The 16951-nt window shown below is 69.8% G+C and carries 17 protein-coding genes; 8 read left to right on the top strand and 9 right to left on the bottom strand.

The window, feature by feature from the left end; all coding sequences use genetic code 11:
• Nucleotides 1-152: 152 nt before the first annotated feature.
• Together ACFVIM_RS06850 and ACFVIM_RS06845 are read right to left on the bottom strand one after the other, a co-directional pair.
• Entirely contained in the window at nucleotides 153-1298 is a 1146-nt protein-coding gene (locus ACFVIM_RS06850) for a hypothetical protein (protein WP_384299452.1), read from the bottom strand.
• Between the two features lie 247 nt (nucleotides 1299-1545).
• Nucleotides 1546-2424 (bottom strand): DNA/RNA non-specific endonuclease, encoded by an 879-nt coding sequence (locus ACFVIM_RS06845; RefSeq protein ID WP_384299450.1) that lies wholly within the window; start codon nucleotides 2422-2424, stop codon nucleotides 1546-1548.
• A gap of 313 nt (nucleotides 2425-2737) precedes the next feature.
• On the opposite strand from ACFVIM_RS06845, the gene ACFVIM_RS06840 reads away from it, so the two are divergent.
• The 4 genes from ACFVIM_RS06840 to ACFVIM_RS06825 all read left to right on the top strand — a co-directional run bounded on the left by ACFVIM_RS06840 (nucleotide 2738) and on the right by ACFVIM_RS06825 (nucleotide 5660).
• The gene (locus ACFVIM_RS06840) at nucleotides 2738-3544 is read left to right on the top strand and encodes a caspase family protein (protein WP_384299447.1); all 807 of its coding nucleotides are present in this window, start codon (nucleotides 2738-2740) and stop codon (nucleotides 3542-3544) included.
• Nucleotides 3545-3969: 425 nt separating this feature from the next.
• Complete coding sequence (locus ACFVIM_RS06835; RefSeq protein WP_384299445.1) at nucleotides 3970-4308, top strand: helix-turn-helix domain-containing protein; 339 nt, start codon at nucleotides 3970-3972, stop codon at nucleotides 4306-4308.
• A 313-nt stretch (nucleotides 4309-4621) separates the two neighbouring features.
• Nucleotides 4622-4876 carry a hypothetical protein gene (locus ACFVIM_RS06830; protein WP_384299443.1) on the top strand — a complete coding sequence of 85 codons (255 nt, stop codon included), beginning with the start codon at nucleotides 4622-4624 and terminating at the stop codon, nucleotides 4874-4876.
• Between the two features lie 376 nt (nucleotides 4877-5252).
• A complete protein-coding gene (locus ACFVIM_RS06825; RefSeq protein ID WP_384299440.1) occupies nucleotides 5253-5660 on the top strand; it encodes a hypothetical protein in 408 nt (135 codons plus the stop codon).
• Here ACFVIM_RS06825 and ACFVIM_RS06820 read toward each other — a convergent pair.
• The 7 genes from ACFVIM_RS06820 to ACFVIM_RS06790 form a co-directional block, all read right to left on the bottom strand.
• Entirely contained in the window at nucleotides 5606-6667 is a 1062-nt protein-coding gene (locus tag ACFVIM_RS06820) for a protein kinase (protein WP_384299438.1), read from the bottom strand. The genes ACFVIM_RS06825 and ACFVIM_RS06820 overlap by 55 nt on opposite strands.
• Nucleotides 6668-6672: 5 nt before the next feature.
• Nucleotides 6673-7173, bottom strand: coding sequence for a hypothetical protein (locus tag ACFVIM_RS06815; RefSeq protein WP_384299436.1), 501 nt, complete (start codon nucleotides 7171-7173; stop codon nucleotides 6673-6675).
• Nucleotides 7174-7271: 98 nt separating this feature from the next.
• Nucleotides 7272-8363 (bottom strand): helix-turn-helix domain-containing protein, encoded by a 1092-nt coding sequence (locus ACFVIM_RS06810; RefSeq protein WP_384299434.1) that lies wholly within the window; start codon nucleotides 8361-8363, stop codon nucleotides 7272-7274.
• Between the two features lie 37 nt (nucleotides 8364-8400).
• On the bottom strand, nucleotides 8401-9036 hold the full coding sequence (locus tag ACFVIM_RS06805) for a hypothetical protein (RefSeq protein ID WP_384299431.1): 636 nt from the start codon (nucleotides 9034-9036) through the stop codon (nucleotides 8401-8403).
• A gap of 559 nt (nucleotides 9037-9595) precedes the next feature.
• Nucleotides 9596-10867 (bottom strand): TniQ family protein, encoded by a 1272-nt coding sequence (locus tag ACFVIM_RS06800; protein ID WP_384299429.1) that lies wholly within the window; start codon nucleotides 10865-10867, stop codon nucleotides 9596-9598.
• Between the two features lie 417 nt (nucleotides 10868-11284).
• Nucleotides 11285-11854, bottom strand: a complete 570-nt coding sequence (locus ACFVIM_RS06795; protein ID WP_384299427.1) for a peptide deformylase — start codon at nucleotides 11852-11854, stop codon at nucleotides 11285-11287.
• Entirely contained in the window at nucleotides 11851-12840 is a 990-nt protein-coding gene (locus tag ACFVIM_RS06790; RefSeq protein WP_384299424.1) for a helix-turn-helix domain-containing protein, read from the bottom strand. Before ACFVIM_RS06790 ends, ACFVIM_RS06795 begins: the two co-directional genes overlap by 4 nt.
• 153 nt (nucleotides 12841-12993) lie before the next feature.
• On the opposite strand from ACFVIM_RS06790, the gene ACFVIM_RS06785 reads away from it, so the two are divergent.
• Genes ACFVIM_RS06785 through ACFVIM_RS06770 form a run of 4 tightly spaced genes read left to right on the top strand, consistent with a single transcriptional unit; the run spans nucleotide 12994 to nucleotide 16932 of the window.
• Nucleotides 12994-14151 carry a glycosyltransferase gene (locus tag ACFVIM_RS06785; RefSeq protein ID WP_384299422.1) on the top strand — a complete coding sequence of 386 codons (1158 nt, stop codon included), beginning with the start codon at nucleotides 12994-12996 and terminating at the stop codon, nucleotides 14149-14151.
• Complete coding sequence (locus ACFVIM_RS06780) at nucleotides 14148-14852, top strand: hypothetical protein (protein WP_384299420.1); 705 nt, start codon at nucleotides 14148-14150, stop codon at nucleotides 14850-14852. The genes ACFVIM_RS06785 and ACFVIM_RS06780 overlap by 4 nt, the downstream gene beginning before the upstream one ends.
• Complete coding sequence (locus ACFVIM_RS06775) at nucleotides 14849-16090, top strand: hypothetical protein (RefSeq protein ID WP_384299417.1); 1242 nt, start codon at nucleotides 14849-14851, stop codon at nucleotides 16088-16090. The genes ACFVIM_RS06780 and ACFVIM_RS06775 overlap by 4 nt, the downstream gene beginning before the upstream one ends.
• Entirely contained in the window at nucleotides 16069-16932 is an 864-nt protein-coding gene (locus tag ACFVIM_RS06770) for a hypothetical protein (RefSeq protein WP_384299415.1), read from the top strand. The genes ACFVIM_RS06775 and ACFVIM_RS06770 overlap by 22 nt, the downstream gene beginning before the upstream one ends.
• The last annotated feature ends 19 nt before the right edge of the window (nucleotides 16933-16951 follow it).

Below are 16951 nucleotides of genomic sequence, written 5' to 3'. Positions count from 1 at the left end.
CTGGCACCGGGCGTGGCGGTCCGCAAGGCACGCCGGGTACGGGCGGGCCCGCCCGGGCATTTCCGTGGAATGAGCAGGGCCATAACCGCTCACGGGCGGGCCGGACGCGGTGACGCTCCGCGTCGACAAGGCGCACCGGCGGGTTCCGGCGTTCACCCGTGACGCCCTGGCTCCCGGCCGTCGAAGAATTCCCGGAACGCGGTTCTCACCTGTCGATTCCCCAGATATTCACGGACTCCGTGGTGATTCACGCTGTCATTGATCACCAGGGATTCGGTGATACGGAATTCCGGCTGGTAGTGCGGTCGGAGGGTATGCCCGTTGGCCACCAGGTCCCGCAGATCGCAGACGTTGTGCCAGCGGCGGACGCCGGACGGCACGGCCGGAGGGGCGGCGAGGTGGTCCCGGATCTCGGTGGCGGCCAGCGGGGAGCCGAGGGTGAGCAGGAGATCGGCCTCACGTCCGCTCTCGGCGAGCACCTCGTAGGCGATGACCGAGCCGAGGCTGTGCGCGACGACGGCGAGCGGCGCGCCGCCGGCCCGGTTCAGCTCCCGGCGGACCACGTCGCGGATCGCGGGTCCCGCGCCGCCGAAGAAGTAGGCGTAGACGTCCTGGAAGGTGTACTTGACCAGGGTGCGGAAGACGACCGTGCGGGCGAACCGGGGCAGCGGCAGCAGTTCCTCCGTGGGCTCCGGCGCGGCCGGTGGCCCGGGCCCGGCGGTCAGGCCCGCCACGGGCTCCGCCCCGGCCGCCTCGGCGTCGGCGAGCGCCTCCGCGAGATAGGTCATCTCCCTGAGCCAGCCCCCGAGCGCGGGCCCGGCGGGCGGCCTCGTCTCCGTCGGGACCCGGCCGTACGGCCTCGGCTCCCCGCGCCGGGCACCCGCCGCGCAGACGGCCTCCGCCTCGACGGTGGCGATGAACTCGGCGGGCGGCTCCAGCCGGGCGCCGGGCGGTCCCCCGGCGGAGGGTCCCTCGGCGGGCGATTCCCTGGTGGACGGCTCCCTGGTGGACGGCTCCCTGGTGGACGGCTCCCGCCATGTGCCAGGTGGTCCCCCGGCGCCGGGGGCACCCGGCCCCGCGTCGGCCATGGACGCCGCCCCCGGCCCGCCCGTCCCGCCCTCCAGCGGATCCCACCGGGAGTCGGGCAACGGGGTCTCGTAGCGCAGCGGGGCCCAGTAGGCCATCCGGGAGGTGGTCCCCATGTCCGTGCCGAACAGCGCCGCGTCCCAGATCGACTTGAGCGACTCCGCGCGGACCTTGTTCCCGATGCCGTGGACATAGACGACGATCGGGTCCATCGCGTCTCGCCTCCCGGCACCGCGCGGGGACCGCCGGTGCGGGCGGCCGCCTGGGGACCGCCGTGGGCGGGCGGTCCCCGTCAGTATCGGGCGGGGGTGATGGGGACGCCATTCGGTACGAGGGCGCCACCTGGGGAGCGCGCCCCCTTGTCCGCCTCCATACCGCGCCCCTGTCCCGCTCCATGTGGCGCTCCGCGCCCCTGCCCGCCTCGGTGGCGCCCGGGGACCCGGGCGGGCAGGGGGAGCCTCACGCGTCGAGCGCGATGTCGTCGTGGGACTCCAGCCGTCGCCAGCGCGCCTCCGGGTCGCGGGCGGGCGGCATCCGGTCGGCGGCGGGCAGCGGCCCCAGATCGAGGGAGGCGACCTCGGCGATGTCGGAGACGGGCACCTGGTAGGTCCGGAACGCGCCCAAGGGCGGCGGCTCCCCCGCCCCGGCCCCGGCGAGGGCGCGGTCCGCGTCCCGGGTGAGGTCGGGACTCTGGTCGAGCACATAGGCGGTCGACGCGAGCCGCCCCTCCTGGAGGAACGCGGTCACCTTCCAGAAGCGCAGCGGCACCTGGACGCCCCGGTAGGGCGGATCGGAGTCATGCAGCACGGGCCCGGTGAAGACGGTCAGCTTGCGGTCGAACCGCGCCGCGTGGTCCAGCAGATAGTTCTCCAGCCCCTGCCAGAGCTGCCTGCCCTGGTTGAACTGCGCCGCCTGGGGTGCCGCGTTGGTGAAGTGGAAGGTGTCGGCGTTGGCCCGTACCGCCTCCGCGCGCTCCCCCCACACCGGGTCGAGCCGCCGCACCAGGTGCCCCCGGTCCAGGTCGTTGTGGGCGTAGACGTGCGGCCCGGTCTGCTCGTCATCGGGCAGTCGGGGGTCCATCCGCCAGGAGTCGTCCCGGGGCACGTCCTCCAGCAGGCGCGCGCCGTCGATGGCGACGGCGGTGGCGGCGGCCATCCGGCGGTCGGGCCGGAAGACGACGGTGAAGTGGGTGTACGGCAGGAGAACGGTCTCCACACCGGGGAGGGTCACCACGGGGAGCGGCACCGGGACACCGAGGAAGAGCTGGTCGTACCCCGAGCGGCCGGTCAGGTTCTCCGGCCGTGCCTCCGCTGGGGCGTGAGGGTCTGCTGGGTCCATGCCCGCGTCTCTACCCGATACGCCCGATCAAGCCGCTTTCCTCCCTTTCGCTCCACCCTCCTGGCCTAGCCGCGCCGCGCCCGCCCCTTCCGTACGGGAACGGATACCGCGAGCGGCGGTACGGGACCGGACGCGCGGCCGGGCACGAACAGCCGACCAGCGCGGCGGGATCCATCGGTACGAGGGGAAACATCCCGTACCACCCGACCACAGGACCGTTCAGGCGGTACGGGAGAGAGGGGGGATTGACCTGACCCGCGGCCTGGAACCCATGGACCGGCACCCTCTCCCGGCGTGAAACACAGGAGTCTCCATGCCCACCGGCCTCTCCCTCCACCTCGGACTCAACCACGTCGACCCCGATGCCTATGGCGGCTGGGACGGCCAGCTCCTCGCCTGTGAGAACGACGCCCGGGACATGGCCGCGCTCGCCCGTGCCTCGGGCTTCGACGCGACCGTGCTGCTCACCTCCGAGTGCACGGTGGAGAACATCACCGCCGCCTTCCGTGCCGCCGCCGCCCGCCTGTCGGCCGGTGACATCCTGCTCTTCACCTACTCGGGCCACGGTGGCCAGCTGCCCAACCTCAAGGACTCGGACGACGAACCCGACGACCTCGACGAGACGCTGGTCTTCTACGACCGCGAGTTCCTCGACGACGAGCTGAACCGGGAGCTGGCGCGCTTCGACGACGGGGTGCGCCGGATCAGCCTCCTCGACTCCTGCCACAGCGGCAGCGCCATCGAGCTGCCGTCCGAGGAGCCGGGCCACACCCCGAGGATGATGCCGGTCTACAAGCAGCGCGAGATCTACGAGCGGGACAAGGCGGCGTACCAGGCCATCCAGCGCGAGCTACGGGCCGACCGGGGCGACGGCCGACCGGCGGACGCCCTGCTGATCTCGGCCTGCCAGGACAACCAGTTCGCCTCGGACGGGCCGGTCAACGGGAAGTTCACCGGAACGCTGCTGAAGGTCTGGGACGGCGGCGCGTTCGACGACGGCGGCTACCGGGAGTTCCACCGCGCGATCCTGCGCCGGATGCCCTCCAGCCAGAGCCCGAACCTGTATCTGTCGGGCAGCCCGGCCCCGGAGTTCCTGCGGGAACGCCCCTTCACCGTCTGAGACACCCTCCAGGAAGGCTTCCGGACCTCGTCCGGACCCCTTCCGAACCTCGTCCGGCCCGCTTCCGAACCTCGTCCGGATCCTTCACGAGGGGCATTCCGAGGACCTTCCGAGGCGCCGTCCGCGACACGGTCCGTAACGCTCCTTCCCGCCACACGGCCCCCGAGCGCGGTCCGGGCTCCCGGTGTCCTGGCGTGGGGCCCGGCTTCGACCCACCCCCCGTGATGGGTCGAGGCCGGTACCGCCACCCGGGCCGTCGGTCCGGGCCCGTACTCCGATTCCAGCGGGTCGGGGATTGTCCGGACAGCCCGCTCCGACCTTCCCGGACAATCCCCGGGGCGGTTGGGTGGAGGGAGAACGCCCCATTCCTCGTGACGGATGGGCGGTATAGGCGCCTCTGGGGTGGATGAGGAAGAGGGGGACAGATGGGCCGACGTGAGATACCGATCGACCTCGAGGGCGGACCGGTCCAGCGGTTCGCCCATGGCCTTCGGGAACTGCGCGGGGCGGCGGACGGGATGACCTACCGCGAGATGGCACGGCGTACGCACTACTCGGTGACCACGCTGGCGGCGGCGGCCTCCGGGGACCAGCTCCCGTCGCTGCCCGTGACGCTGGCCTATGTGGAGGCGTGCGGAGGGGACACCTCCGAGTGGGAGGCGCGCTGGCTGTCGGACGGTGTCAAAGATTTCAGTGGCGCAAGATTCATTTCAGTGAAGATTTCAGTAGCGCGCGAAAGATTTCAGTGTGGTCGCTCTGTGTGATTGTGGCCACCGGTCGTAGTTGCCTCTTAGTTCGGGGCCTGATGGCGCCATCTCTGGAGGAGAGTTCCGCCGCGAACCTGTTGACCTGCGGGCAGTGTGTCGGCACGGCCTTCTACCGACTGGAGGGCATCGGAGCGAATTTCCGCTGCCAGCGCTGCCGGCAGCACACCCCCATCGTCCGGTCGGCCTGGAAGGGACAGGAGCTGGAGCCGCAGTGGTCCTACGGCCTCGACGAGGTCGCCTACCAGGGCCTGCGCTCGAACGTTCAGGTGCCGGTCTCGCGCTCGCTGAGCTGGCGCACTCCTTCCCGCACATGCCCGAAGCGGTCGTCCGCTGGGACGGTTACCAGGACCTTGAGGTCGACCTCTGGGCCATCGTCGGCCGGATCGTCATCGGCGAAGCCAAGATCAGTGATCGTCTCGGGCAGACGAAACACGCCGAAGCGTGGCGCTACGCCGCTCTCCAGGGCCTGATCGGCGAGTTCAGCGCGGACGAGTTCGTCATGGCCACCGTCGGCTCCGCGTGGATCCGGCGGACCGAGACCCTGGTGAACGAGAAGATCGCGTGAGCGGCCAAGGTCACCTGGCTCATCAACCTGCGCTGATACCCGGCGCCGCTGCAGCACCACGACGCGCTCCGCCCCCTGGGTTCAGCCTCCTGCCGTCGAAGCGCGGTGTCCGGTGATCGGCGGCAGCAAGGGGCGGGGCAGGCGGGCAGAGCCCGTCCTGTTGGCTTCAGCTGTGGCGACTGTGCTCGCCGAAGCAGTCCAGGGCTAGTGCGTCCAGCTTTGCCGAGACGGACTCAACGCGATCAAAATCGAACAAGTGTGCAATAAGTCATGACGGTGAGTCTTGCGCGTCTGTAGCCTGTCCGGCACGCTGAAAGGACAAGTCCTCTGCAGACTGTTGCTGAGTAACGCCGCTGCCATTGAGGAGGAGCCAGCTGTGGAAGTGCTCTCGCCTCAAGGCGCTCTGCTCGTGTCGTGCATTGCCCGTCTGCCGGAGCGTTCCCTGCCGCGGCATGCGTGGGCGGCCGAAGTCCTTGTGGAGCAGCTCTGGGCAGCATCGCCTGGCGAGCATGCCGAAGTGTTGGGCGAGGTACTTGCTCCGATGATCGGGCGAGGGGGCGTTGATGCGCGGCGCGTGCGGGCCGAGATCTGGGAACTCGCGCGCTCGGGCGCGCTGGTGCCTGTCGGCGCGGGAAGCGCGGCGAGGTACGAGGCGGCCGACTTCGCCGAGGCCATGGCCGACAGGGACCTGTCACCGCAGGAGGGGCAGGTCATGGAGTTCGCTGTGCGTCAGCTGACGGCCAGACTGTTGGCGCTCTCGAAGACGGCCCGCGCGGCGCTGTGATCCAGGCTGGGGACCGTTGCGTCCCTTCCCACTCGGCGCCATGAGAGCGTCTTCTTGCGGTGTGTGGCCAGGATGATTCCGCCCTCTTTAGAGGGTTTCGCGGTGATGCGCACGCGGGTCTGCGGGCTGAGGAGGAATGGTGCCTCCCAGGTCTGTTCCTCGGTCTCCTGCCAGTCCGCGATGCGGATCTTGGCGATCTGGTCGCTCATCTCCCGGGCCGTCTGGAAGCGGCGGGCCGGGTCGGGGTCGGTGGCTTTCTGAACCAGCTTCCGCAGCGACTTGCACACCCAAGCGGGCAGGATCGCGTCCTCCTTGCGCAAAGGTGGCTGGCCGGCCAGGAGCGCGTCGACCACGTCGGTGGTCGTGTACGAGGCGTAGTCGAATCTTCCCCGGAGCAGTTCGAGAAGGACCACGCCGAGGGAGTACAGGTCGGAGGAGCGGGTCAGCGCCTCCCCGGTCAACAGCTCAGGCGGAGCGTACAGGTGAGGCGCGTTCACGCAGGGGGCTCTGCCTGTGTCGTCCATGGCGCCGGCCAGGCCCAGGTCGCCGATCTTCACCGTGTCGGCGTCGCCGGTGAGGAACAGGTTCGGGCTCTTCACATCGCGGTGAAGGATCTTGTACCGCTCGTGCATCTCGGTCAGGCCCTGCAGGGCCGCGCGGATGATGCGCAGCGACTGGGCCGGTGTGAAGTGCTCGCCCTCGAGCATCGCGTCGGTAATGCTGCCGTTCTCGTAGTAGGGCATGAACACTTCGACTACCTGCATGGGCGCTTTGTAACTGGGGACGCTCGCGACCGAACGCACCTTCACCACGTTCGGGTGGTTGATCATCTCCATGACCCGGGGCTCCACCAGGTCCGCGCCCTGGACTTCGGACAGGTCAATGCGTTTGCCGACCAGCCACGTCTCCAGGACTGGATCTAGCCACACGCGCACCTCACGCAGGCCGCCCGGCATGCTGTGGAGGCACTCGTAGTCCAGGATGAGCGGTCTCTCGCGCTCGTTCACTGCCCTTATCCTTCGTTGCTCTTGCTGGACATCTCGACGGCGTAGGCCTTGGCCGCGGCAAACGCCTGCACGCGCCCGGCCGTCCAGTACAGGGGGAGCTGAGCGAATCCGGCCTCTTTGCAGTCGAACGAGGCCAGCTTGGGCGCGGGGACGCCGACGAGCTTACCGATCCGCTCCGTGCTCCACTCTTCGCATGTGACCCCCTGCTCCACGCAGGACAGCATGAGTGCTGTGATCAGCGAGATGCGGTCGAATGCTTCGCGGTACACCCACTGGTTTTTCCTGCGGGTCGCCACGATGATCACGGCGTCTGGCTGCAGCACACGGATCTCCTGGGCGATCCTCTGGTGGGTGTCCCCCAGTCGCTGAGCTCCCGTCAGGCCGAGTGCGGGCACCAGGCGTTCCGGGGCCCCTGGCGGGTGAGAGATGTCCTGCGTGCCCTGGTCGGCAGTGAGTGCTCCGTAGTGGATCGCGCCTGCTGAGACAGCCACACCCAGGACCTTCATGCGTCACATCTTTCCGGGAAGTCCCGGCCTGCGGCCCTTGAGGGGCAGGCCGGTTGAGAGCGGATCGTTGTCATGACTGCGGCGGTCAGCCGCGCCAGCTACCCCTTGATCAACCGCAGGTCGGGCCGCACGGGCGCCGACTGCCTGCCGCCTCCGTCGACGCCGATGGGGACCAGGCCGAAGACGTACTCATTGAGTTCCTCAGGATAGATGTTCAACTCGGCCGCGACATCTGCCGGCGACATGCTCAAAGGCTGACGCAGCGCCTCGAACACCTTTGCGAGCAACTGGCTGCTCTCTCGGACAAGGGAAGAGCCCGGCTCGTCTCGGCGGTATCCCCTGCGCGCGAGCTCCTTGACGGTCTGGGTGTAGCGCCATTCGGAGAGCAGCTCAAGTTTGCGCAGCCGGTAGGTCAGGGCCATGGCCGACACGCCCCACTTGCGCTTGGCGCTCAGTATCCGTTCGAGGGAGGCGTTGTTGAGCCTCTGGGCGAGGATCCCGGCCCGCGGCATGAGGAAGGCAGAGGCGAAGTCGTTGGCCTCGCCCTCGGAGTCTCGCCCGTGGGGGATGCGGTGCTCGCAGTGCAGTACGAGATGACCGAGTTCGTGAGCGGCGTCGAAGCGGCCCCGTTCCCCGGTCTTGCGGGTGTTCAGAAAGACGTAAGGGGTGCCCGCGTTGATGGTCGAGAAGGCGTCGATGTCCAGGCAATCCGACGGCAGGGAGAACACACGCACACCGTTGGCCTCCAGCAGGTGCACCGTGTTGGGGACGGGCGCCTCCCCGAGCCCCCATGCGGCGCGCACCTGCTCGGCCGCTGCCTCCGGCTTGAGATGGGGGTACGTCGGCACGTTCGGCCTTGGCAGTTTGAACAACCCTGCCAGCCAGGTGTTGAGCGCCACGGCCACGGCCCCTGAGCCCAGCGCGCTGTCACGCTCCGAGGCTGTCATTTTGGACGGCGCCCTGAAACTGACCGCGTCCAGCTGCAGTTGGGCCGGCGGAGGAGCCTCGAAGAACGCGACCGGGTAGTGAAGCGCGGCCGCGAGGGAGGAAAGCGTCTCCGGCGACGGAGGTCTGCGGTGGTTCTCGAACGCAGTGATGCTCTGCGCCGAGAACCCCGATCGACGGGCCAGCTCGGCCAACGTCATCCGTCGCCTCTTACGGGCAAGGACCAGCCGTTCAGGGGTGAACACTTTCCTCAGCTCCCACGTCCGCACTTCTACATTTCGGTCAGCCCCCCAGCAACTCCACGACAACGTCCGGGCCGCTGTCGTCGCCCGGATCGTCCAGCAGCGCGATGTCCGCACCGGGGTCGCCCAGGTTGGGCAGCACCAGAGGGATGCGCTCCTGCCACTCATCGACGAACTTCCCGTTCATCTTGATCGGCAGGGACAGCTCGGCTGAGATCACTCCCTTGTCCCACTTGTAGAGCAGGCACCACGTCGGGATCTGGTCGAGCTCACGGCCGTACAGCACCTCGTCGTGGCTGAGGAACGCGAACTGGCCGTTCCTCTCCACCAGGCGGGCCATGGCAGGACCCTTCGGGTTCTTCGACTTCACTCGGGCATTCAGATCGCCGACGCCTCCCTGGGCGCTGATCGCCGTGACCGCGTGACTCATGCTGGGGTGGATCATCCGGAGGATGCTGTCCCGTGAGGTGTGGCCCCACCCGTCCGGGTTGAGCGTCTCGGCGAGATACCGGTTGGTGCGGCTCCAGAACGTGAACCCGGCCATGGCCGGCGCATCGAAGTCGGTGCAATTGCGGACATCGGCCGCCGCCAGGTCGAGCGCCCCGTGGAAGAGGTCATTCGAGAAGTCGAGCTGCGCGAGCCGCTGCACGCACCACTCGGGATCCAGGTTCTGCACAGCCCCTCCAGACAACCGTGGGTTTCAAAAACCATACCTCATTCGAGGTGACATTTTTGAAACCGCGATCATCATCGCATGTCAGTTCGAATGTGTCATCTCGTCAGGCCCTACTGCGGACGTCCCTCTGGGACCGGGTGTCAACGGGGTGTGTGTGACTGTGCACTCGTGACGATCTTGCCTGGGCGGCCTTCTCAGGTCTCCTCCGCCCGGCGCTCGGCCTGCTGATCGCGCACTGAATGGCGGGACTGGAGGGAGCGCCGACGAAAGGCGCTGATCAGCATGTACTCCGCTCCGGGGCAGGCGGCTTTTGTCGGTCGAGACCGTTGCGGCGAGTGGCGGGAGGGCCAGTGCGAGGGGGAGTTCGGCAGTGTGGCGGGCGAGCCGGGCCGCGAGCGCGGTCGCGGGCTCAAGCCCAAGTCGGTTCATGGTCTAGGTGCGGTCCGTCTCGTATACGGCGGCCAGGTGATCGACCCAGCTGAACAGCGATTCACCGGGCTGCGGTAGCGGGACGACGGGCAGCCTGCGGGGCGCCGTGCGTGTCGGCTACGGGCTGTCCTCACCGGTCGGGTGCGGCTGCGGCATGGGGATCCTGTTCGGCCTGGTCGATCCGGGACGGCGGCAGGCGCAGCTGCCGCCGGTAGGGGAAGGGTCTTGACGATATGAAGTTGCTGCTGGAGGGGCCGGGATGGTGCTCGGGTGTCAGTGTCCGGCGGGACCGCTGGAGCGTGGCGAACTCGCCGGGGCCGAAGACATCGTCGAGGAAGCGGTGCAGCCGGACACTGGCTGCTCTCGGATCGGGGGACCGGTATGCCGTCAGGTAGTGGCGCATCCTGACGCGGCGTCGTATCTCCAGCAGCTCTCGGGCGGTGGCGCTCATGTCACGGGAGCCCAGGATCCTTCCGATTACGCTGAGCCTGCAGGACCTGGTGATCGGGTCGCGGTAGGCCAGGTGGGTGCCGTCGGAGAGGGTGCGGCCTGGTTCCAGGAATCCGCTGGAGTCGACCACGTAGCCCGGGGCCGTGGCGCGCTGGGGTGAGTAGCAGCGCTGCAGGACGGGATCGGGGCTATCGAAGGAGCGGACTTCGAAGACGGGGCGGTCGAAGAGCGCGTTCAGTACGTGGTAGGTGCGCAGCCACGCGCGGGGCCGGGCACGGGAGGTAAGCCCGTGTCGCAGGTGGTTCACGGCATCGAGTACGACGGGGTCGCTGACCGGCGCGGTGTCGATCTCCGACAGGGTGATGCCGCAGTGCTCGCGGCGCGTGCCGGGCGGGAGGAGGTGGGGGTAGGGGTCGCGAAAGCCTCTGCACCGCAGCGCTGAGCCCCACCGTGAGCTGGTCCTTTCCGGCGTGAACGGGGTGTCGCAGCGGGGGCAGAAGGAGACCAGGTAGCACAGGCGCACCGGGCAGGCCACGGCCCACGGCTCGTACCACCACAGCGGCCAGCGGCCCTCGGGGGTCAGGCACCTCGGGCAGAACGCCCAGGTTTCCTTCGGCATCCGGGACGCTGAAATGCCGGTGTAGGGGGGCCCGATGTCGTCGAGTGTCATCACGGCGAGTTCCCGGGCGGTCAGGCCCGTCGCCGTTTCCACGACCCGGGATGCTTGCGCCGGCAGCTGCATCGTGTAGCGGATCAGATCCCGCGCGGCCCATTGCGGCGTGGTCTGCACCAGGCCCAGCGCGTGCATCATCGGGCCGCGGTGGACCTCGTAGGTGTGGGCGAGGTGGTCGACCCAGCTGAAGAAGGACTCCCCGGCCAAGGGCAGCGGGACCACCGGAAGCCGCCTGGGCAGCCCGCGGGGAATGCTCCGGTAACTGACCTGCGTGGACACGTGAGTGCTACTCCTCGTCGTGACCCTGGAACAGCTCGTACGGCTGGACGCCCCGGGCCTGGGCGAGGGCCGGGATCCGGTCGACGGACACGCTGTGGACGGCGGCCTCGACCTCCGCTTAGAAGGGGCGGTCCATGCCTGCGGCCTGGGCCAGTGCCGCGAGCCGGCGCAGGGCCCGCAGCCGGGTCGAGAAGGCCAGCCGCTGGGCCGGGAGACGGCCGGAATCGCTGTTCGTCACAGAGGAAACCGTGGTACGGTCCCAGGCTTGTTGGAGATCTCCTACAAGCCTGGTGTGGAGGGGTGCGGGAGGGCGGCTGCCCGCAGTGCTGGTACCGCAGGCCGGTGAGCCGCCCCGCGCGGGCCCCAGGTGTGACAGCTCTGACCTGTGCCCTGGGGCGCGAGGCTGCGGCTCCCTGATCAAGTGGTCTCGTAGGACCAGCTCTGGCCGGTTTGGCGGTATTCCTCCACGGGGATGGGGTTGACTCCGTTGCGCATGCGGGCGGTGTAGAGGAGTCCGTCGAGGTGGTCGATCTCATGGTGGACGAGGCGGGCGAGGCCGCGTTCGTACAAGGTGGTCACCGTCTCCCCGGTCAGGGCGGTGGTCTCGACGGTGATGGTCAGGGGGCGGGGGACGAGGCCGCGAACGTCGAAGAAGCTGAGGCAGCCCTCGTACTGCTCGTCCGTGCCGCCGGAGCGGTCGGTGATGCGGGGGTTGATCAGGGTGATCGCCGGGGCGTCGCCGGTCGGCTGGACGATGGCGACGGCCCTGCCGATGCCGATCTGCGGGGCGGCGATGCCCATGCCCTTGGCGAAGGGATGGACCTGGCTGATGCGGTCGATGGCGGCGAACAGGTCGTCGACGACGCGTTCGGCTTCCTCCCGTTCGGCGGGAAGGGTAAAGGGGCGGGCCGGGGTGGCGAGTATCCCGGCGCCGCTCTGGACGACCCCGAGGTCCCGCATCCGCTGGCTGGGCCGCTCCTGCGTCACGTGAACTCCCCTTGCTGACCTTGTTGTCCGGTGGCACGACCAAGTGGTGCGCGAAAGCGCCACTCCAGACGGTACCGAGCATGCAGGTCCGGTGTGGCGGTGATCCAGGTGAAGACCCGCAGACTGCCGTCGTCGCTGCGGACGGGCGGGGTCCGCAGGGGTGAGGCTTCGGCGGTCATGGAGGTTTCCGTGCCCCAGACGACGGGGTCGAGGGCGGCGGGGAAGGCGAGCTGTACCTCGAGCTGCCCGGTGGGCAGGCGGACGGCCCGCTGGAACCAGTTGCCCCATTTGTCGTCGCTGACGGTGTAGGCGTACTCGATCCACACGGATTCGCCCGGGTAGAGCGGGAAGCGGCCGTGTTCGTTGTCGAAGAGGAGCCAGACCTCTTTGAAGGCGTCACGGTCGTGTTTGGCCTGCCAGCGCATTGTTTCGCCGCGGCAGGTGGCTGTGAGGGTGAGTTCGTCCCAGGTCAGTGGGTGGGCCCTGTAGTGGGCGTTGGACTGCTCGGGATCGCCGGGGTAGCGGTCGACGGAGATCCGGATGAGGTAGCGGGTGACCGGTTCGGTGCCGGTGTTGCGCAGGAGACGGCGCATGGTCAGCCGGTAGGCGTGTCCGTCGTAGTCGAGCCGGGCGGCGTCGTGTTCGACGACGAGCGCGGAGCCGGCCGCGTACGGCTGCTCGACGCGGGGCTGTGGTGGCAGTGAGGGCTGCTGGGTGCCGTTCGCGTGGGCTCTGGCCCGCTCGTAGTCGCGCCAGCGGTTCCAGATCGCCTTCCCGGCGTTGAGGGTTTCGTCGGCCTTGCGGGAGAACTCCGCGGTGGGCTTGGTCCGTCCCGCCTCCATGTGGCTGAGGTAGGACGGGTCGAAGCCCATGGCCTTGGCGAGCGCGCGCTTGGACATGCCGCGTACTTCACGCCAGCGGGCGAGTTCCGCCGCGTAGTTCTCCACCGCGATCTCGACGCTGATGGGGTCCTGGTGAGCATCCATGAATGGCCCGCCCCCGGGGGTCCTGGTTGGTGAGCGTGAGTGAACCGTGAGTGATATGGGTTCACCATCCTGTCACGGCCGGTGCAGCCGGTTTCCTTCCCTTCACGAGCCCGGACCGATGTCCCGGGCCAGCCAGGGAAGCGGAGGCCGACCATGCGTGTGCTGTATCTGCTGAACATCTCCAACCCGGACCGGCTGTCGGCCGATTCGGGGTGGATCTTCATCAACGTGCTGGCTCCGGCACTCACCGACGCCGGGGCGGCGGTGACGGTGGCGGCTCCCGCCCCGGCGGGAGACGACCGGTGCGGCTTCATCCGAACGAGGGTGCCCGGCACGAAGTACCGGGCCCGGCTGTCCCCCGACATCGACGCGCTGGTGTCCATGGTCCAGGCCGAGCGGCCGGACGTGGTGGTGGCTAACCAGGTCGAAGAGGCCCCCGCCGTCCGTGCGGCCCTGCTGGAAGCCGGATCGTCCGCTCTGCTCGCCAGCTACTGCCACTACCTGCCGTTCTCGTTCACCGACGGGGGCCGGCTCCTGTCCGATCCTGCATTGGACGACGCCGGGCTCGGGCAGTCCGTCCTGCTCGGATTCATGGCGGGCCTCGCCGCCAGCGACCGGGTACTGGTCCACTCCTCGGTCGCCGCTTCCTGGGTGTCGGCCGCCGCTGCCCGGACGGGCATCGAGCTGGGCGGCCGGCTCCGCATCGTGCCCCCTCCCCGCGACGAACTCCTGGTCCACGACCCCGCCACCCCGTACGACACGGACAGGGGGGAGGCGATCGGTGTCTACAATCACCGCCTCTACGCCCACTACGGCACCAGCAAGTTCGTGGACCTCGCCCGCGAGCTGTCGGCTGCGGGGCGGGTACGGCTGCGGGTGATGGACCTGTTCGGCGACCGCAGTGCCGAGCGCCGGGGCCTGGACGACAGCCCCGAGCGGATGCGCGACGCACTCGCGGCCCTGCCGCACGTCCAGATCGTCTCCGACCGCGGCGACCGCGTCCGCTACAAGCGCATGCTGAGCGGGGCCCGGTTCGGCATCGCCCCCTTCCGGCCCGCCTGCCCGTGGTCGATGTCGGTGATCGACTGCCAGGCCATGGGACTGCCGGTGATCTCCCCGCGCATGGGCTGGTTCGCCGAACACATCGACCCCGAGCTGTGCTTCACCACCCCCGCAGAAGCCGTCGACCTGGCCGAACGCCTCGCCTCCGACGACGCCTTCCACCAGCTCCACGCCAAACGCGCTCACGCCTGCACCGCCGATCTCACCGCGGACCGGGTCGCCGCCCGCTACCTGGAGGCCCTGACGTGACCACCTTCGACGCCCTCCTGCTGTCCTACGACGAACCGATGGCCACCACGCTCCACTCCCGTCTCCAGCGCGTCCTGGGCGGCTCGGTGAAGCGCCTGCACGGGGTCCACGGAATGCGCCGGGCCTACCGGCTGTGCGCCGAGGTCGTCGACCGCGAACAGTTCTTCCTCGCCGACGGCGACTTCGCCATCGACACCGAGTTCCCGGCCGCCGCCATCGAACCCCTGGACGAGGGGGTGTCGATGCGGGTGTGGCGGGCGGTCAACCCGGTCACCGGCCTGTCCTACGGCTACGGCGGGCTCAAGCTGATCCGCCGCTCGGCCCTGAGGGAGATGGGCCAGGCCGTCGACGTGCTCGCCGCCCTGCCCGGCCGGATCGAGTTCGCCCCCGCCACCGCGGGCATCACCCGGTTCAACCAGAGCCCGTTCCACGCCTGGAAGGCGGGCTTCCGCGAGTGCGCGATGCTCACCCGCGGCAGCGAGTACGGGATGAGCGGCGACGACGCCCGCTCCCGGGTCGAGGCATGGACCCGCCCCGCCGGCGGAGAGTTCGCCGACTACGTCGCTGCCGGGGCCCGCGACGGCATCGGCTTCGCCCGCCAGGCCGCCCGCGATCCGGAGCGGTTCGAGCAGCTGAACGACCCCACCTGGCTGCGATCCCGGTTCACCGCCGCCCACGGCGACCAGGCGGCCTGCGGGTGAGCACGCCCCTGGTGCTGATCGAGCTCTACGCCGACCGCCTGGGAGGGCACCACCAGCGCACGCTGACCGCCCTCGCCCAGACCCGTCCCGGCACCCTGGTCATCACCCCCGGCGGTGCCCCCTGGGCCGTGAGGGACGCTCTGCGGGACGCCGATGCCCGCCTGGTCACCCAGGCAGCCGGGCGCCCCGCCCGCCTCATGACAGCGTCCTCCCGCGCTCTGGAGCGTGTTTCCCGGGCGGGGCAGCGGCTGCTGCGGCGGTGTCCCGCCCGGGTGCGGCGCTGGCCCCACCAGATCACGCTGGTCTCCCGTCTCCTCGCGGAGGCGGCGGCCCTGCGAACCGCCCGCCGCCTCGCCCCCGGGGCGACGGGCGTGGTGATCCTGTCGGCGAGCGAGGCTCTGCACGGGGCCGCCGCCGGCCTCGGCGGCCTCCCGCACCTGCGGTTCGTCCACGAACTGGTCACCCGCGAAGACGCCGGGGTGCGGCTGCTGGGCCTCCTCGGCCGTCCGTGGGAGGACCGGGTCATCGCGCTGTGCCCGACCCGCACGGTCCAAGAGCAGGTCAGCGGGGTGTTTCCCCGTCTGAGGGTGAAGGTGAGGGCCTTCGCGGTCGACGACGGCCTTCCGCTGACCCCGGCCGAGCTGAGCGGGGCGAGGACGGCGTTCTCGATCCCCGACCAGGACGCCGTCGTGTGCCTGGTGGGCGGCTGGTGGCCCTCCAAGGACATCACGGCCGTCGACGCCGCCCTCGCCCGGCTGACCGAACCGCTGCACCTCATCGTCGCCGGAAGCCCAACCGACCCGATGGTCCTGGCCCGCTGGCGGGACCTCCCGCTCGTCCACCTGCACACCGTGCCCGGCCCGGTCAGCGAGCCGGTATTGCGACTGGTCTACGCGGCCAGCGACGCCGCCCTGGTCGCCCGCCCGCCGGACACCGGCAAGGAGTCCGGCCTGGTCATGGACGCCGCCCGGCTGGGAGTCCCCCTGATCGTCTCTGACCACGACCCGGCCCTGACCGCCCGCCTCGCCCAAGAGCCCTGGGCCCGCGTCTTCACCGCCTCCCGGCCCGACCACCTCGCCGGCGCCCTCGACGCACTGGTCCGCCAGCCCCTCGCCCTGCCCGGACCCGATGCCCCCGCCGCGGTCGGCATGGCGACCGCCACCGGACAGGCCGCCTTCCTCATCCAGGCAGCCCGCGAACTCCAGGAGCCCCTCTCATGTCCCCCTCCCCCGCCCTGATCGCCGTCATCGGGCCCGTCGAGCCGGACCTGCTCACTTCGTGGATCGCCCACTACCGGCAGCTCGGCATCGAACGGTTCCAGCTCGGCTTCCACTTCCCCGACCATGTTCCCACCGCCCGCCGCCACGAACTCCAGGCCGCCGTCCGCGAAGCCGGTGTCATCCCCCAGGGCACCAGTCACGGACCCTGGCACGAACACACCAACACCCAGATCCGCGACACCCTGCGCCGACAGGCCGGCCCCGGCTGGCACCTGCTGGCCGACGCCGACGAGTTCCACCAGTACCCCGCCCCGCTCAGCGAGATCACCGCCCGCGCCGACCAGCGCGGCAACTCCGTCGTCGGCGGCCTTCTCCTCGACCGGGTCGCCGCCGACGGCCGCCTCATCGACTGGACCGCCACTGGCAGTCTCGACGTCGCCTACCCGCTCGGTGGTCACCTCTCCCACCGGCTCCTGCACGCCGACCCCCGCAAGATCGTCCTGGCCCGCCACGACGTCCGCGTCGCCTCCGGCAACCACCGGGCCCCCGGACACCGGCCCGACTCCGGCCACCTGGCCGCCGTCCACCACTTCAAGTGGCGGACCGGTGTGGTGGAAGACCTCCGCAGGAGGGTGCACCACTTCCGCAGCGGGCTGTGGCAGGAACAGAGCACCGCGGTCCGCGAGGAGGCCGACCGCTTCCTCACCCACCTCACCCGCTACCACGGGGTGATCAACGTCGCCGACCCGCACCTGACCTTCCGACGGGTGACCCTGGAGCACCTGCCCGTGCACTGGCTGACCGAGGCCCACGCCATCCACGCCGCCTGGAAGCCGCCCACCCCGGCGGCCAGGGGCTGACACACTGAAGAGAGACCCT

The sequence above is a fragment of the Streptomyces sp. NPDC057638 genome, assembly GCF_042800315.1.
In the GTDB taxonomy this organism is placed as follows: Bacteria; Actinomycetota; Actinomycetes; order Streptomycetales; family Streptomycetaceae; genus Streptomyces.
This window is presented reverse-complemented; position numbering and strand designations above follow the sequence as displayed.

What these genes read in the sequence shown, in the direction of transcription:
- ACFVIM_RS06830 (WP_384299443.1), top strand. Translation starts at nt 4,622, where the DNA reads ATGCCCGAAGCGGTCGTCCGCTGGGACGGTTACCAGGACCTTGAGGTC.
- ACFVIM_RS06815 (WP_384299436.1), bottom strand. Translation starts at nt 7,173, where the DNA reads ATGAAGGTCCTGGGTGTGGCTGTCTCAGCAGGCGCGATCCACTACGGA.
- ACFVIM_RS06790 (WP_384299424.1), bottom strand. Translation starts at nt 12,840, where the DNA reads ATGGATGCTCACCAGGACCCCATCAGCGTCGAGATCGCGGTGGAGAAC.
- ACFVIM_RS06835 (WP_384299445.1), top strand. Translation starts at nt 3,970, where the DNA reads ATGGGCCGACGTGAGATACCGATCGACCTCGAGGGCGGACCGGTCCAG.
- ACFVIM_RS06850 (WP_384299452.1), bottom strand. Translation starts at nt 1,298, where the DNA reads ATGGACCCGATCGTCGTCTATGTCCACGGCATCGGGAACAAGGTCCGC.
- ACFVIM_RS06840 (WP_384299447.1), top strand. Translation starts at nt 2,738, where the DNA reads ATGCCCACCGGCCTCTCCCTCCACCTCGGACTCAACCACGTCGACCCC.
- ACFVIM_RS06785 (WP_384299422.1), top strand. Translation starts at nt 12,994, where the DNA reads ATGCGTGTGCTGTATCTGCTGAACATCTCCAACCCGGACCGGCTGTCG.
- ACFVIM_RS06770 (WP_384299415.1), top strand. Translation starts at nt 16,069, where the DNA reads ATGTCCCCCTCCCCCGCCCTGATCGCCGTCATCGGGCCCGTCGAGCCG.
- ACFVIM_RS06845 (WP_384299450.1), bottom strand. Translation starts at nt 2,424, where the DNA reads ATGGACCCAGCAGACCCTCACGCCCCAGCGGAGGCACGGCCGGAGAAC.